This window comes from Brachyspira pilosicoli (genome assembly GCF_008016535.1).
Lineage (GTDB): Bacteria > Spirochaetota > Brachyspiria > Brachyspirales > Brachyspiraceae > Brachyspira > Brachyspira pilosicoli_A.
This window is the reverse complement of record NZ_SAXY01000029.1, coordinates 33,168-49,189: the sequence shown is the minus strand read 5'-3', so window position 1 is coordinate 49,189 and position 16,022 is coordinate 33,168. Positions and strand designations below refer to the sequence as shown.

Genomic DNA, 16,022 nt, shown 5'->3' with positions numbered 1-16,022 from the left:
ATGGATTTATTTATGGAAAATAATATTAAAAACGAAACCACTTTTGATAATTTTCTTTCGCTCGATATTAGAGTAGGTACAATCATAGAGGCAGAGGATTTTCCAAAGGCTAAAAGACCAGCATACAAATTAAAAATTGATTTTGGAGAATTGGGCATAAAGGTATCATCTGCTCAAATTACAAAACTCTACAAAAAAGAAGATTTAATCGGAAGAAAAATCATTGCTATTGTAAATTTCCCAAAAAAACAAATTGCTAACTTTTTTTCTGAATGTCTTGTTCTTGGTGCTGTAAAAGAAAATAATGAAGTTGTTTTGCTTAGCATTAATGAAGAAGCAGAAAACGGCACTTCTATAGGATAATTTTTTAAGATACTAATTATAATTTGACTTTTTATATAATTGATTTATCATTATAGCCAAATACATTTATTAAATATTTTTTATTAGAGGAAAATATGGAAAAGATAAAAATAGAGAATGTAGAGCTTACATTATCTCACCCAGATAATTTAAATATAAAATGGACAGGACAAAATGATTTAGTAAGGCAGATAATGGCTTCTTGGCATATAATATCTGAAGATGATATACCATTAAACCCTAGAATTGTGGGAAAACCTGGTGCTGGAAAAACTACCCTTTCTTATTATGTAGCTAAAGAGCTTCTTAAAAGAGATGTTTATATATTTCAATGTACAGTGGATACTAGACCAGAGGATTTAATAATAATACCTGTAATATCAGAAAATAACACTATAAGCTATCATGCTTCAAGTTTGGTTACTGCTATGATTAAAGGCGGCGTTGCTATACTTGACGAAGGAAATAGAATGAGCGAGAAAACTTGGGCTTCACTTGCTCCGCTTCTTGATGACAGAAGATATGTTGAAAGTGTTATTGCCGGCATAAAAATAAAAGCTCACCCAGATTTTAGAGTTATAGTTACAATGAATGATGATGCGAGCACTTTTGAGCTTCCTGAATATATACATTCTCGTTTGCAGCCTACAATAGAGCTTCCTTTTCCAGATGTTAAAGAAGAGTATGATATATTAAAAATGAATCTTCCTTTTGCTGATGATGAAATATTAAAAATTACTGTTGGTTTTTTACAGAAGTCGCATATACATAATGCTTCTTTTTCTGTGAGAGATGGTATTAGTATGGCAAGATATGCTATGAAGCTTTATAACAGCAATATTGCTCATAGTAAAGATGCGGCTTTTTTAATAGCGTTAAAATCTGTGCTTGGAAGTGAAGGTATTAGAATATTATCGCTTAATATTGATGAGAATAACAAAGATGAATAATTTTAAAAATTTAAAAAACAAAAAAGATAAAAGAGATTATTTAAAAGAGAATTATTTTAATAAGTCTATATACTGCGTTACTGCTGAAGATTTTTCTAAGGGCAGAAACAATATTGAAGTAGTTGGTTCTATGCTTGAGGCGGGAATAAAGATTATTCAGTATAGAGAAAAAGAGAATCCTAAAAAGTATATGCGTGAGAAGTATGAAGAGTGCGTTAAGATAAGAGAGATGACAAAAAAGAGTAATGCATTATTTTTAGTAGATGATTATGCTGATTTAGCTTTGGCGGCGGATGCTGATGGGGTGCATATTGGTCAAAATGACATGCCAATAGAAGTGGTTAGAAAGATTGTTGGCGATGATATGATTATAGGGCTTTCTACAAAAAATATTAATGAAGCTAATGAGGCTTTAAATAGCAGTGCTGATTATATTGGTATTGGTCCTATATTTGATACTAATACTAAGATTGATGCTAATAATGCTGTTGGTATTGAGTATTTGGATTATATTATTAAAAATGTTGATATGCCTTTTGTTTGTATTGGTGGTATTAAACTTAATAATATGGATTTGCTTATAGAGCATAATGCAAAATGTTTATGTATGCTTACTGAGATTGTTGCTTCTGATGATATTAAAAATAAATGCGAAACTTTAATAAAAAAAATGCATTCTTAATAATAATTATTTCATTTATTTTTTTATTTGCTATAAGTAATTTTTTATTTAATGATAAAGAAACGTTATTTATAGATGATGCTTCTATTGAGGCATTCATTAAAAACTCTAACACTCAAATAATATATGATTATATAAAATTTAGAGAAGATGTTTTCGTTGTTGGATATAATAATAAAGATTATATAAAAAATATTTTTCCAAGTGCTAAGTTTATAAGCGAGTTTCGTTTTAGAATATATTCAAGATTAAGAAAAAATATATTATGTTTTTTTAGCGATGATAGTCTAATAGAATATGCTTACAAAAATAAGATATATTATTATAAAGTTGTATTAGATATCAATAGTATAAATAAAAATGAATATATTACATTGAGAGATTCTAATAATTCAAAAATATTTTTATCTATAACAAATACAAATTATTATAAATATGATATTGATAAAGATTTAATAAAAGTTTTGGATGGCGACACCATAACATATAATAATAATATTTACAGGTTTATAGGAATTGATGCACCAGAATTAGAACAAGTTTACGGAAAAGAGGCTAAAGACTATGTTTCTAATTTAATAAAAAACAGCGAAAAAGTGTCTATGCTTGTTTCTTCTTATGATATATTTGATAGAATATTATGTCATGTTTTAATTGATGATGTGCCTTTGGCTTATTATATGATAGAAGAAAAGCTAGCGAAAGAAACTATATTAAAATATGGGGATAATGGTTTTAGTGAGATTGCTAGCAACATAGTTTATTTATCGAAGTTTCAGGGAAGGCGAAAGTTTATAGACCCATCTAGATACAGAAGAGAAAACCGCTAATTTTGTTTAGCATTTTAATTATACTTAAAAAATTATAATTTGTTAGTTTATTTCATATATGCTTTACGAAAGGCTGCATTTTGGGTGAAAATTTAATTTTATGCTATATTTAATACATATTTCAAGAATATAAAACTAAAATATTTGCATTTTCGTGAAGCGTACCCGAAGGGCGAAAACTTTGACGAAGTCCACACCGTGTAAGGCGGGAAAAAGTTGAACAAAAAACTTGTATAACAAAATATATTTGTTTCAGTATAATAAAAAAAGGAGCTTAAAAAATTAAGCCCCTTTATAATTATTTTTTATTAATTATTATTTTTTAACATCAATGAGTTTGTCTAAAGTATTTACATTAGCAGATGATGTTGGCTCTATATTCTCATAATCATCAGAGTTAGTGATAATTATAGGAGTAACTGTAGAGTAACCTATAGTTTTTATTCCCTCAATGTTAAACTCTAATAATAAATCACCTTTCTTAATTTTTTGACCATCTTCAATATATGAAGTAAAATGCTCACCATTGAGTTTAACAGTGTCCATACCTATATGAATTAACAACTCAACACCTTTATCAGAAGTAAGCCCAATAGCATGTTTTGTAGGGAAAGCAGTTTCTATTATTCCATCAAAAGGAGCATATACTTTACCTTCTTGAGGGTCAATAGCAATACCTTTACCCATAGCACCAGAAGAAAATGCTTCGTCTTTAACATCTTCAAGGTTAACAATACTTCCTTTAATAGGAGCATAAACAGTGTCTACTAGTTCATTACTGCTAGCAGCTGCGGATTCTTTCTTTTGAGGTTCATTTGAAGTAGTGTTTTCGCTAGAAGCAGACATATTATCTTCATTGTCGCTTATAGGGTCATTTAAATACTCTTCAAGTCTTGATTTTATTACAGTAACTTTTGGTCCGTATATAACCTGTATACCATTACCTTTTTTGATTATACCAGCAGCACCGCTTGCTTTTAATGTAGCATCAACAACTTTTGAAGGGTCAAATACTGTTACACGAAGTCTTGTAGCACAGCAATCAACGTCGCTAATGTTTTTCTTACCGCCAAGTCCTGCAGTTATTAAAGGTGCCTCTTCATATTGGAATAAAGGATTTGTATCAACCTTCTCTCCGCTTGCAGCAGCCTTAGCAGCAACAACATCTGCTCTTCTATAAAGTTTAGGCTCTTCACTGTCTGGCTCTCTTCCCGGTGTTTTCCAATCAAATTTTCTTATTAATGTAGAGAATAAGAAATAATAAACAAAGAAATAAACAGCACCAACTACTACAATCCAAACCCAATTAGTTTTAGCATTTCCTTGTATTACACCAAATAAAAGCAAGTCAATTAAACCGCCTGAGAATGTCATACCAACTGTAACATGAAGTATATGCATAAGCATAAAAGATATACCAGCAAGTACACAGTGTATAGCATAAAATATTGGAGCTACAAAAAGGAATGTAAACTCTATAGGTTCAGTAATACCTGTAATCATAGCTGTTAGAGCAGCAGAGAAAAGCAAAGCACCTACAACTTGTTTTTTCTCTAGTCTAGAAGTTTTATACATTGCCAAAGCAGCACCCGGTAAACCAAATATCATGAATGGGAATTTACCTGTCATAAAACGAGTAGCTTCAACACTGAATGCAGTTGTAGTAGGAGATCCTAATTGAGCAAAGAATATGTTTTGTGCCCCTTCTACTAAATTTCCGTCTATCATCATAGTGCTGCCAAGTGAAGTTTGCCATAAAGGCGTATAGAATACATGGTGAAGTCCAAAAGGTATTAATGCTCGCTCTATGATACCATAGAATAAAGTACCTATATAACCAGAACCAGCTATTAAATCTCCGAGTTTATTCATTACAACCTGTATAGGAGGCCATACAAAATACATTAATATACCTACTACCAAAAAAGTAATAGCAGATATTATAGGCACAAATCTTGTACCGCCGAAGAATGATAATACTTGAGGAAGCTCTATAGTATAGAATTTATTATGCAAAGCAGCTACTCCAAGTCCTACTATTATACCGCCGAACACACCCATCTGAAGTGATAATATACCAACAACATTAGTAGTAGAACCAGCTAATAATTTATCAGCTCCTCCCATAACTGTTATCATCTTACCAATAGAAGCATGCATTACAAAAAATGCTATAGCTCCAGATAAAGCAGCTACTTCCTTTTCCTTCTTTGCCATACCAATAGCCACACTCATAGCAAATATTATAGGCAAGTTTCCAAATATAATATTACCAGCCTCGCTTAATACTGATAATATATTATAAGCAATAGTGCCAGGCCCTAAAATTCCCATAAGATTATAGGTTTCAAGCATAGTTGTGTTTGTAAGAGAGCTGCCTATACCCAAAAAGAGCCCTGCTACAGGAAGAACAGCTATAGGAAGCATGAATGACCTTCCAACCCTTTGCAATACTCCAAAAAGTTTATCCTTCATATGTAAAAACTCCAATTTTTTTGATATAATATAATATTATCAATATTTTTTTATATGTCAAATGCTATTTTGTTTTAACGATACTATCATCACAAAAAAGTTAAATAATAGGTAAAATATAGACTAATAACTATAATAATAAATATTCAAAATAAATGCTTGATTTTTTCGCTTTTACTATTATAATTAAATACTAAAAATAATTAAATTAATTAAGAGGATATTATGTCTGAAAATACTACCACTACTAATAAACTTCAAAAAAATGCGGAATTAATATTTACTTATGTATATAATAATAGAATAATATTTATATCTGGTTTTGTGTTGATAATAGCAATTATAGCTGGTATTTTAATTTATAATATGAATATAGAAAATGCTGATAAAGAAACAGCAGCAAATTTTGAAGAAGCTTTGGCATTATACGGCATGTATCAAACAGCAAATATCCCTCAGGAACAATTAAATAACCCTGCTTTAATAGTAGATATTACTACAAGAGTTCAAAAGGCTTATAACGATGCTAAAGGTAAAACTCTAAAACTTAGAGCAGCTTTTACTTTGGGCGGACTTTATTTTGATGTAGCTAATTATAACGAAGCTAAAAAATATTATCAGGAAGTAGCAAACTCTAGAGGTTTTTATTTACAAGCAGCAGCTTCATATAATTTGGCTAATGTATTAATAGAACAAACTAATTATACAGAAGCAGCTGCTGTTTTAGAAAACTTTACTAAAGCATATCCTAAAAATTATTTAACTCCTCAAGCAACTTTGACATTATCTGATGTATATAGAAAACAAAATGATAAAACTAAAGCTATTAATGTACTAAAAACTTGGGTAAATAACAATACTAATAATACAGAATATTTTAATATATTTAATGAAACTATTACTCTTATAGAAAACAATATATATTAATTTTTTATTAATTTTTAAGGAAAAAACATTGAATAATAATGCTCCCATCATAGTTCAGGGCGATGGCACTATTTTACTAGATGTAAGTACAGAGCATTTTGAAGAGATAAGAAATTTTTTGCTTGTATTTGCAGAGCTTGTAAAGAGTCCTGAATATATTCATACATATAGAATTACATTAGTATCATTATGGAATGCTGCTAGTTTGAATTATACAGATCAGTCTATAATAGATTTTTTAAAGAAATATTCTTCTTATGATATACCAAAAAACATTGTAAAACAAATAGAAAGCAGTATATCAAAATATGGAAGAATAAAGATTATTAAAGAAGACGATGATAAATATTATCTTATAAGCGATGATGAAAGCATTATAGAAGAAGTGCTGCATTATAAGGCAATGGTAAAATATATTAAAAGAGAAGTTAATGACAATAAAATAGAGATAGACCCAATTTATAGAGGTCATATAAAATTAGCTCTTATAAATATAGGGTACCCTGTAGAAGATTTAGCGGGTTATAAAACAGGTGAAGAGTATCATTTTAATTTAAGGAACAAGCTTTTATCTAATGGCGAAGATTTTTCTTTGAGAGAGTATCAATTAAATGCAATAGAAGCTTTTTATGCAAATGGACGCCCTGAGGGCGGGGCTGGTGTTATAGCTTTGCCTTGCGGTACTGGTAAGACTGTTGTCGGAATAGCTGCTATGAGTAAGATGCAAACCAAAACTCTTATAATAGTTACAGGGGTTACTGCTTGCAGACAGTGGAGAGATGAGATATTAGATAAAACTGATATACCAAAAGAAGATATAGGCGAATATAATGGACTTAACAAAGAAATAAAACCTATAACAATAGCTACATACAAAATACTTACATATAGAAAAGACAAAGAATCTCCTTTTGTGCATTTTGAATTATTTTTTAAGCATAATTGGGGGCTTATAATATATGATGAGGTTCATTTGCTTCCTGCTCCTATAATAAAGCTTACTAGTGAGATTCAGAGTATGAGAAGGCTTGGACTTACTGCTACATTGGTTCGTGAAGATGGACTTGAAAAAGATGTATTTTGTCTTATTGGACCTAAGAAGTTTGACATGCCTTGGAGAGAGCTTGAAGAGAAAAAGTTTATTGCTGAGGCTTATTGTTATGATTTGAGAATACCTTTGGATAATACTCAAAGGGCTGATTATGTTGTGTCAAGCGATAAGGTGAAGTTTAGAATTGCCAGCGAAAATATACTTAAATACGAAATAGTAAAGAAGATTATTAAAAAACTTGAAGGAAAAAACATACTTATTATAGGTCAGTATTTGAATCAGCTTAATGAGATGAAAAAACAAACAGGATATACTATTATTACAGGTAAAACTCCTCAGGCTGAAAGAGATGAGATTTATAAAAAGTTTAAATCCGGCGAGATAAAAATACTTATAGTAAGTAAAGTAGCTAATTTGGCGGTTGATTTGCCCGATGCTAATGTATTGATACAGATATCTGGTACTTTCGGTTCGAGGCAGGAAGAAGCTCAAAGATTAGGCCGTGTTCTTCGTCCGAAAAAGGGTGAAAATAAAAGCTATTTCTTTTCGGTTATTACAAGCGACACAAAAGAAGAAGATTTCTCTCATAAAAGACAATTATTTCTTACAGAGCAGGGGTATCATTATGAGCTTTTGGATATGGCTTCTTTTGAAGAGCTTACTTTTTCAAAATAAATTTTATATAAAAAAATCTTAATTAAAGATAAAAAAACACTCTATAGAGAACCTATAGAGTGAAAGTAATGGGTTTGTATATATATCTTAAGAGTGCAACAAATGACTTTTGTGCTATCTATATAAACATATTATAATAAAAATAGTAAAATATTATAAAAAAATACTGTAAAAAAATGTTATAAACGTTTGTAAAAAAATGGGGCCTGTGAGAAAATCACAAGCCCTTCATAATAGTGTTAGGAGTCTGATAATAATGAATAATTACTTATCTTTTAGTCATACTTATATAACCTAATAATTTATTTTAGGTAAAAAGTATAATATATTTTTAATAATTATATATAACTATTGCTATTATATTTAATATTGCATATAAGCAAAAATAATTAATATATTTAGGTTTTACATATGTAATATTTTCTATAAAATAAATAAAAGGAATAAAACCTAAAGTAAAAGATGAATAGAAGTAATGAGGTCTTCCTGCACCAATACTTGCTAACATATAAAATACTACAGATATTATTATATATAATATATAGAAAAATAATAAGTCTTTTAATGTATTAGTTTTTTTATCATCGTTTGTAATCATTTTTTTGGTGAAAAAATGTTTATAAGTATAAATCAATATAAATAGTGCTATTAAAATAGATAATATATAAAATATAAATGTGAAAATATATAATGGATTATTTCCAAAATATGAATTTATAATATCTTTTATTCCATTTACATATTTATGTCCTGCTTCATTTGTAGTGAATAAGAATATGGAATATATTTGTGGAGGCTGTATTATATAATGAGCATCAAGTTCAGATTTTCTAGATAGTATTTTTGATAAGCTTTCAAAGTTGTTTTGAAATTGATATATCAAATATGGTAAATATGTTAAAAAAGATATAAATACGCCAATAGATAATGGAAATATATTTTTTTTAGTATCTTTTTTCCATCTAATAATTAAAAAGACTATTAGAGATGGTATTATAGAAAAGAAATTAGAAAAGTGGCATTGTGCTGATAATGCTAATATAGGAAATAATAAAACAGCATATATAAATTTTTTATCATTATATAAATATTCATAAAGTACAGGTATAAAAATAAAAGATAGTATTAAGGGATTATGCGGATTATATATATTATTTCCTGCTTGTAAAAAATACACATTAACTGACATTAATGCTAGTGTTATAAAAAAAGTTGTAATATTAAATCTTTTATAAATCCAAATAAAGAATATAATACTTATGAGTATTGAAGTAATCAGATTAACAAGTCTTGCTCCTTCATAAGTGCCTCCGCCTATAAAATATTTTATTATATAAGAGATATAAAAATATCCGCCAGGTACTCTTGCCTCATCTTCACTATCATAGCTATCAGGACTATTAAGAAAAACTCCCTCTATTGGAAATCTTTTTTCTGCAATATGCTTTTTTAACTGATAAAATTGATATTCTCCGTCTAAACCTCTAGGATATCCTACTATAGATTTATTATATATATGTACTCTCAATGCTGCTGCAATTATTATTACTATTATTGAAAAGACTATAAATTTTTTTTTGTTACTAATCATTTTTATCCCTATAAACATTTTCTTTTTTTGATATATTAAATTTTGATAATATATAAACTATTCCAATTAGAAATCTCAAAAAATACATAGATATCGTATAAATAGGGTGAAATAGTAATTTTTTCCATTTGCCTTTTTCTATGTAAACGCCTACATAACGATAAAATAGTCCAAACTGTTTTTTAGTTGTTTCATCATATCCCCATTTATCAAAGTAATTATTAAAGTTTGAGGCGTAGTAGCTTTTTTTCACTATATATTGTTTGAGAGTATGATTTTCATGATGATATAGAGGAGATTTTATTATATCAACATTTCCTATTTGTTTTATGCGTCTGTCAATATCCCAATCTTCGGTGCCGTTTAAGTTTGAATCGAAACCTCCTATTTTTATGAATGCTTCTTTTCTAAAAAAACGAACAGCATCTATTACAGTGGCATCATAAAAAGAGCGTTCAAAGCTTCTCACTCTATTAAAAAAACTATTTCCAAATATTTTCTCTGGTATATATAAAGCCTGAATATTTTTATTGCTATTAAAAACTTCCAAGCATTCTGTGATAACATTTTCTGATAAAGTCATATCAACATCTAAAAAACCTATTATTTCACCAGATGACATTTCAGCTCCATAGTTTCTTTGAGCAGAGCGTTCCGGACCTTTAATAAAAGTTTTTGCCCCTAATTCTTTTGCTATTTCTACGGTTTTGTCGGTTGAATTATTGTCTACTAATATTATTTCTGTGTATTTATAATTAGAGTTTTTTACAGCATTTATGCAATCAGCAATAAAGTTTTCAGAGTTTCTTGTTGTGATGATTATGCTTACCATTTGTATTTCCAAAAGTATTTTTTTAAGTTTTTAAAAAAGTTATATATATAACTATATTTTGTTGTAAAGTTGTTTTCTTCAACTTTTTCCCGCCTTCGCACCACAGGCACTTCCTTCGGTCGCGGTGCGGACTTCGTCAAAGTTTTTGCCCTCCGGGCACGCTTCGCGAAAGTGCAAGTTTTTTAGCTTTGTATATTAGCAATATGTAAAATGTATTATAAAACCTAAATTTAAGCTAAAAATACAGTCTTTTTGCTTCTTTGGGTCATACCCACAGGCACTTCCTTCGGTCGCCAAAAGAAGTGGGGTGTTACCCTACGAGTACGCTTCGCAGGGGGCAAGCCCCACAAATAAAAAACTGAAAAATATTCTAAACATTATTAACAACTTTGAAACAAGTATAATATCAAAAAATAAAATTAATTGTTCTTAGCTCTCCAAGTTTCTTTTTCAAACTCACCTTTTATAGGTATTAAAGATTCATCTAAATCTATTTCAAGTGTAGAGTTAAAAATATTATAAGCTATCATCCAAGATACAAACCCTACTATAACAACTATTTCTTGGTCATTGAAATATTTTTTTAATTTAGCCATAAACTCATCAGTAATACCATTAGGGTCTTTTACCATTTGCTTTCCTAATTCTGATAATAACTCTTCTTTTTCAGTAAGTTTAAGATTTTTAGGGTCATCGCCTATAGCTTTCAAATCTCTTATAAAAAATAATGAACATAATATACAGCCGTTAGTAGTAGAAACCGAATGTGCTAATATCATAGCAGCTCTCTCGCCTACAACTTCAACGAGTCTGTCATAAGAAGTATACCAACCCATCATAGTATCATAAGTAACATAATCATTAAGAAGTGCTTTTTTCATGTTTGTAACACTTCCGCTTTTTTTGATATGATAATCAAAAGCCTCTTTTACTTTACCTTTTGCTTCTTCATATTCTATGAATTTTACTCTTGCCATAATTTTACTCCTAATATAAAAGCTTTATAAAAAATTATTGATTTTATATTAAAATATAATTTTTTAATGCTATAATCATAAACAACATTTATAATAAGTCAAGCAGTTTTATTATGTTTAAAAGTGTTTGTATAAAATAAAAAACTATTATATAATTTTTTATTATTATGTAAAATATAGGTTATTATTATTTATAAAATTCAAATTAGATATGGACATTATGAAAAAAATAGCAATTATAATTTTTATATTATCATTTAATTTATTATTCTCACAAGAAGAAGATAAGCTTCCTCCAATGCCTCCGAATAATCCAGAGGTAATACCTATGAGTGAAATAAAAGAGGGTATGGAAGGAGTAGGCTACACTGTAATACATGGTACAAATGTGGAGCCATTTAAAGTAAAAGTAATATCTGTATTAAGAAAGATGTGGAATGGAAGCGATGCTATACTTATACAATTAGAGGGGCTTAATTTAGAACATTCTGGAACGGTTGCAGGAATGAGCGGTTCGCCTATATATTTTGACGGTAAAATAGCTGGTGCTTTGGCTTTTGGCTGGAATTATTCTAAAGACCCTATTGCAGGTGTTACTCCTATAGAAGAGATGTATAAATTATATAATGACACTAATGTGAGACCTACAGGATTAAAGGGCGGAAATGCTTTACAGACTCCTTTAATGTTTTCTGGCTTTAATTCTGATTCTTTTAATGAATATTCTTCAAAGTTTAAAGAGATGGGTTTTTACCCTATGCAGGCTGGAGGAACTGTATCCGACACTAATCAAAGCAGTAAGTTTTTGTTTGGGGATTCTGTTGCTATAGTTTTAGTTGATGGGGATTTATCTATAGCGGGGGTTGGTACTGTTTCGCATACTGATGATGAGAAGTTTTTGCTTTTTGGGCACTCTATGTGGGGCAAGGGGCATTTGAGGGCTCCTGTTTCAAGAGCTTATATTAATCATATAGTGGCTTCTGTTGCTTCTTCTTTTAAGATTGGTGCTGCTTATTCTAATTATTTGGGTTATACTGTTTATGACGGTACTTTTGGGGTATCTGGTGTATATGGCGAAGTGCCTGAAGATACTATGATACCTGTTAGTCTTAAAGTTGAAGACCAAAACTTTTTAAACAGAGATTTTAATTTAAGAGTATTAAATGACCCTACATATTTCTCAGACCTTCTTTCTATGGCTATATATGAGGCTATTAGTTCTACTGCTGGAAGTGAAGAGGAAGGGGTGTTTAGCATAAGCTATGAGATTGAAACTGATTATTTTGATGAGCCTTATAAAATAGAAGAGAGAATACTCTCTTATTCTTCAAAAGATGCTTTTAGAGAGGCTATTAATCAGCTTGTAGCTCCTGTAGATTTCTTTATATACAATAATTTTAATAGAGTAGCAATAAAATCTATAAAACTATCTGTAAAAAGAAGCAATTTAGAATATGGTTTTATTAATGATATTACATTATTAGAGCCTAGAGCTGTTGCAGGGGAGACTATACATTTAAGAGTTGGTGTTACTCCTTACGGCAAAGAAAAAACTTATGTGGATATACCTGTAAAATTGCCTGTTAATCTTAATACAGATGTTTATTCTATATATGCTGCCAATGAATATATATATGCTTATGCACAAAAATTGTTTATGCCGAATAAATATAAAATTAGAAGTTTAGATGATGTAATGAAATATTATAGCAAGTCTTATGATGATAAGGCATTAAAGGTTTGGCTGTATTCATCATCGAGGGGAGTTCAGATAGGGGAGTATTCTTACCCAACGCTTCCTATGTCTAAATATGGTGTAATGGCAAAAGACGCTACATCAGACAAGGCTGCTGTTATTACAGATATAAATGGAAATTATGATATGCCATATTCTATACTTGGTTTAATGAAAATAGATATAATAATTGAAGGGGCTAAAAAATATGAAAATCGCTAAGATAATTTTTATACTGCAAACTATACTAATATTATCATCTTCCAATGTTTTTGCTGTTGTAACAAGAAATTATGCCAGCACAAAAAAGGGTTTTTATGATAATGGACTTTATAATGGAATAATGCTTACAGAGCAGGGTTCTTTGAGTTTAGCTCCTCTAATAGAGAAAGAAAGTTCTATAGACGGCAAATATATATGGAAAATCTATCCTGCTAAAGACGGAAGTATGTATGCTGCTATAAGCGGAAATGGTGCTGAGTTATATAAAAAAAGTGCTAATGAAACTAATTTCAGCCTTTTTGTAAAATCTGACAATGACAATGCTTTTACTGCTGTAATTAGTGATGATGCGGGTAATGTTTATGCGGCAGTTGGACCTTATGCTAAAATTATGAAATATGACAGTAGCGGTAAAGAGATTTGGTCTAAAGATGTTGATGATACTTATATATGGGACATGAAGTTTGATGCTAACGGCAACTTATATTTAGCTGCAGGCGGAAACAATGCAAGAGTATTAAAAGTATCTGCTGCTGACGGAAAGATTACTGAAATATTAAAAACAGAAGAACAGCATGCTATGTCATTATATTATGATAAAAAACAAAATAAATTATATGTAGGCACTGCCGGAAGGGGACTTGTATTATATATTGATTTATCTACAAATGTTGAAAACCCTTCATATAATGTGCTTTATGATACAGCACAAAACGAAGTATATGCCATCACTATGGATAATATAGGCAATTTATATTTTGGTACAGCTACAAGAGAGCCTTCATATTTAATACTTCCTTCTATAATAGACAGCGGCAAAACAGCAGAAGACAGCGATAAAGAGTTTAGAAACTCTCTATATAAAGCAGATACAAACGGCACAGTTCAAAGACTTTTCTTCTTAAATCAAACATTGGTATTTGCTTTAAGCAGCGACAGCAACAATAATATATATTTTGTTACAGGCGATTCTGCTGATGTTTATAGAATAAATGGAAATGACGGTTTATTATCATATATAGGCGGCTTAAGAAACAAGATATTATCAACTTTTGCTGCTACAGATAATGGACTCTATTTTGCAATATCAAAGACTGGTGAAATATACAAAATGGATAATCAATACCCAACAGAAGGCACTTTTACAAGCGATACTTTAGATTTGAGAGTGCTTAGCAAATTTGGAAGTTTAAATGCTGTAACTACTGCTCCAGAGGGTTCTAGCATTACTATAGAAATTAGAAGCGGAAATGTTGCTAGAGTTGATGAAACTTGGAGTGAGTTTAAGCCTGTTGCAAACAATAATGGCAAAATAGAAGCTCCTGACGGAAGATTTTTACAATATAAAGTTACAATGAAAACTACAAATCCAGAGATAAGCCCTTTATTAAGCTTTATGGATTTTACTTATGTAGAAAATAATTTAGCTCCTGATGTTATTAATGGAGGTTTAGCTACATATTACAGACAGCAAAATGATTCTGCTGAAAATAAAACTCCACAATTAGAAGAAAATGAGGCTATGGTATATTGGAAGGGAACTGACCCTAATGGAGATAAACTATCATATACTTTAGAATATAGATTAAAAGGTGAGCAAAATTATAAGCTCATTGCTGATAATATAGAAAATCAATATTATAAGTTTAAGTCTTATTTGCTTCCTTCTGGAGTTTATGACTTTAGAATAACTGCAAGCGATAAGTATGATAATCCTATTGGAGATATTAAAACAAAATCTCTTGAGGTATTTAATATAAAATATGATAATGAAGCCCCCGAGCTGCTTGATTTTAATTCTGTTTCTGAAAGAAATATAAGAAAAATTACATTTAAATTATCTGACAAATTATCATTCTTAAAAACAGTAAGATATTCTACTATTAGTAATGAGTGGTTATATATAGTTCCGGATGATGGAGTGTTGGATTCTATGAATGAAAGTTTTACTATTACTATAGAAGATGAAAATATATCATCTATTACTATAGAGGCTATGGACGTTGAGGGTAATATTAAGTATTATTCTTTTATAATATAATAGGAGTGTGTGTATAATGGCAGTTAATTGTGTATGGTGCGGCAAGAAAATAGATGATGTTGCAGGGCAGGCTACAATGGACACTTGTGATGAGTGCGAGGAGTTTTTTGAAGAGCATATTGATGATATAGCAAAGTCATTAAATGAGCTTCTTAAAAAAAATGAATCTTCCTCCTCTAAACCTGATGAAAAAAAGGCTTGGATTAGCTATTCGCTCATCACTGCTATACATATGCTAAGCTCAAAGCCTTGTATTGAGTTTAAGGATTCTAAATATAAAGATATTTTATCAGAATAATTTATGAACACAAAATTATTATTATTATTATTTTTATCTGTTTTTTTTATTTTATCTATGTCTAAAAATAAGCAGACTCTCTATTGTGAAAGATGCGGTTTAACTTTTAAAAATTTAAATGAACTATTATCACAAAGATGTGAAAAAGCTTTGGAAGGACCTTATTTAAATAGGCATAAGCTTTATGAAGGCACAGAAAAAGAGATGTATACTTGTAAATATTGCGGATATCAGTATAAAACGATAAGGCTTTTAACCTCATTAAAATGCACAAAACACCCAGACGGAGAATACAAGGGCGACCATGCTCCTGAATTGTGAAATAAACATTTCTTAAATATAATTTTTTTATATTTAAGTTTTGATTTTTAGT

14 protein-coding genes are annotated in these 16,022 nt (G+C 29.8%); 10 read left to right on the top strand and 4 right to left on the bottom strand.

The window, feature by feature from the left end:
* Positions 1-12 precede the first annotated feature (12 nt).
* From EPJ72_RS04305 to EPJ72_RS04290, 4 genes are all read left to right on the top strand, one after another.
* Complete coding sequence (locus EPJ72_RS04305; protein WP_147730995.1) at positions 13-363, top strand: tRNA-binding protein; 351 nt, start codon at positions 13-15, stop codon at positions 361-363.
* Positions 364-458: 95 nt separating this feature from the next.
* On the top strand, positions 459-1,313 hold the full coding sequence (locus tag EPJ72_RS04300) for an AAA family ATPase (RefSeq protein ID WP_147730994.1): 855 nt from the start codon (positions 459-461) through the stop codon (positions 1,311-1,313).
* Complete coding sequence (thiE, locus tag EPJ72_RS04295; protein WP_147730993.1) at positions 1,306-1,995, top strand: thiamine phosphate synthase; 690 nt, start codon at positions 1,306-1,308, stop codon at positions 1,993-1,995. The genes EPJ72_RS04300 and thiE overlap by 8 nt, the downstream gene beginning before the upstream one ends.
* Positions 1,962-2,825 carry a thermonuclease family protein gene (locus tag EPJ72_RS04290; protein WP_147730992.1) on the top strand — a complete coding sequence of 288 codons (864 nt, stop codon included), beginning with the start codon at positions 1,962-1,964 and terminating at the stop codon, positions 2,823-2,825. Before thiE ends, EPJ72_RS04290 begins: the two co-directional genes overlap by 34 nt.
* 315 nt (positions 2,826-3,140) lie before the next feature.
* On the opposite strand, the gene EPJ72_RS04285 is transcribed toward EPJ72_RS04290, so the two are convergent.
* Positions 3,141-5,300 carry a PTS transporter subunit IIABC gene (locus tag EPJ72_RS04285; RefSeq protein ID WP_147730991.1) on the bottom strand — a complete coding sequence of 720 codons (2,160 nt, stop codon included), beginning with the start codon at positions 5,298-5,300 and terminating at the stop codon, positions 3,141-3,143.
* A gap of 225 nt (positions 5,301-5,525) precedes the next feature.
* On the opposite strand from EPJ72_RS04285, the gene EPJ72_RS04280 reads away from it, so the two are divergent.
* Both EPJ72_RS04280 and EPJ72_RS04275 read left to right on the top strand, forming a co-directional pair.
* Positions 5,526-6,227 carry a tetratricopeptide repeat protein gene (locus EPJ72_RS04280; protein ID WP_147730990.1) on the top strand — a complete coding sequence of 234 codons (702 nt, stop codon included), beginning with the start codon at positions 5,526-5,528 and terminating at the stop codon, positions 6,225-6,227.
* 28 nt (positions 6,228-6,255) lie between these two features.
* Entirely contained in the window at positions 6,256-7,953 is a 1,698-nt protein-coding gene (locus tag EPJ72_RS04275; RefSeq protein WP_147730989.1) for a DNA repair helicase XPB, read from the top strand.
* Positions 7,954-8,284: 331 nt separating this feature from the next.
* Here EPJ72_RS04275 and EPJ72_RS04270 read toward each other — a convergent pair whose 3' ends face one another.
* The 3 genes from EPJ72_RS04270 to EPJ72_RS04260 form a co-directional block, all read right to left on the bottom strand.
* Positions 8,285-9,544: a hypothetical protein gene (locus EPJ72_RS04270; protein ID WP_242004908.1), complete on the bottom strand. Its 1,260-nt coding sequence runs from the start codon at positions 9,542-9,544 to the stop codon at positions 8,285-8,287.
* Positions 9,537-10,376, bottom strand: a complete 840-nt coding sequence (locus EPJ72_RS04265; RefSeq protein ID WP_147730988.1) for a glycosyltransferase — start codon at positions 10,374-10,376, stop codon at positions 9,537-9,539. Before EPJ72_RS04265 ends, EPJ72_RS04270 begins: the two co-directional genes overlap by 8 nt.
* Positions 10,377-10,795: 419 nt before the next feature.
* Positions 10,796-11,353, bottom strand: coding sequence for a carboxymuconolactone decarboxylase family protein (locus EPJ72_RS04260; RefSeq protein ID WP_147730987.1), 558 nt, complete (start codon positions 11,351-11,353; stop codon positions 10,796-10,798).
* 211 nt (positions 11,354-11,564) lie between these two features.
* Here EPJ72_RS04260 and EPJ72_RS04255 point away from each other — a divergent pair, with 211 nt between their 5' ends.
* The 4 genes from EPJ72_RS04255 to EPJ72_RS04240 are packed head-to-tail and all read left to right on the top strand — an operon-like array spanning position 11,565 to position 15,970.
* Positions 11,565-13,310, top strand: coding sequence for a SpoIVB peptidase S55 domain-containing protein (locus tag EPJ72_RS04255; protein WP_147730986.1), 1,746 nt, complete (start codon positions 11,565-11,567; stop codon positions 13,308-13,310).
* Positions 13,297-15,351, top strand: coding sequence for a sugar-binding protein (locus EPJ72_RS04250; protein WP_147730985.1), 2,055 nt, complete (start codon positions 13,297-13,299; stop codon positions 15,349-15,351). Before EPJ72_RS04255 ends, EPJ72_RS04250 begins: the two co-directional genes overlap by 14 nt.
* 16 nt (positions 15,352-15,367) lie before the next feature.
* On the top strand, positions 15,368-15,649 hold the full coding sequence (locus tag EPJ72_RS04245) for a hypothetical protein (RefSeq protein ID WP_101503786.1): 282 nt from the start codon (positions 15,368-15,370) through the stop codon (positions 15,647-15,649).
* Between the two features lie 3 nt (positions 15,650-15,652).
* On the top strand, positions 15,653-15,970 hold the full coding sequence (locus EPJ72_RS04240) for a hypothetical protein (RefSeq protein WP_147730984.1): 318 nt from the start codon (positions 15,653-15,655) through the stop codon (positions 15,968-15,970).
* Positions 15,971-16,022 lie beyond the last annotated feature (52 nt).

Excerpts from the sequence above, each read along its gene's own strand:
- EPJ72_RS04305 (WP_147730995.1), top strand. The coding sequence starts at position 13 with ATGGAAAATAATATTAAAAACGAAACCACTTTTGATAATTTTCTTTCG.
- EPJ72_RS04300 (WP_147730994.1), top strand. The coding sequence starts at position 459 with ATGGAAAAGATAAAAATAGAGAATGTAGAGCTTACATTATCTCACCCA.
- thiE (WP_147730993.1), top strand. The coding sequence starts at position 1,306 with ATGAATAATTTTAAAAATTTAAAAAACAAAAAAGATAAAAGAGATTAT.
- EPJ72_RS04290 (WP_147730992.1), top strand. The coding sequence starts at position 1,962 with ATGCGAAACTTTAATAAAAAAAATGCATTCTTAATAATAATTATTTCA.
- EPJ72_RS04285 (WP_147730991.1), bottom strand. The coding sequence starts at position 5,300 with ATGAAGGATAAACTTTTTGGAGTATTGCAAAGGGTTGGAAGGTCATTC.
- EPJ72_RS04280 (WP_147730990.1), top strand. The coding sequence starts at position 5,526 with ATGTCTGAAAATACTACCACTACTAATAAACTTCAAAAAAATGCGGAA.
- EPJ72_RS04270 (WP_242004908.1), bottom strand. The coding sequence starts at position 9,544 with ATGATTAGTAACAAAAAAAAATTTATAGTCTTTTCAATAATAGTAATA.
- EPJ72_RS04265 (WP_147730988.1), bottom strand. The coding sequence starts at position 10,376 with ATGGTAAGCATAATCATCACAACAAGAAACTCTGAAAACTTTATTGCT.
- EPJ72_RS04260 (WP_147730987.1), bottom strand. The coding sequence starts at position 11,353 with ATGGCAAGAGTAAAATTCATAGAATATGAAGAAGCAAAAGGTAAAGTA.
- EPJ72_RS04255 (WP_147730986.1), top strand. The coding sequence starts at position 11,565 with ATGGACATTATGAAAAAAATAGCAATTATAATTTTTATATTATCATTT.
- EPJ72_RS04250 (WP_147730985.1), top strand. The coding sequence starts at position 13,297 with ATGAAAATCGCTAAGATAATTTTTATACTGCAAACTATACTAATATTA.
- EPJ72_RS04245 (WP_101503786.1), top strand. The coding sequence starts at position 15,368 with ATGGCAGTTAATTGTGTATGGTGCGGCAAGAAAATAGATGATGTTGCA.
- EPJ72_RS04240 (WP_147730984.1), top strand. The coding sequence starts at position 15,653 with ATGAACACAAAATTATTATTATTATTATTTTTATCTGTTTTTTTTATT.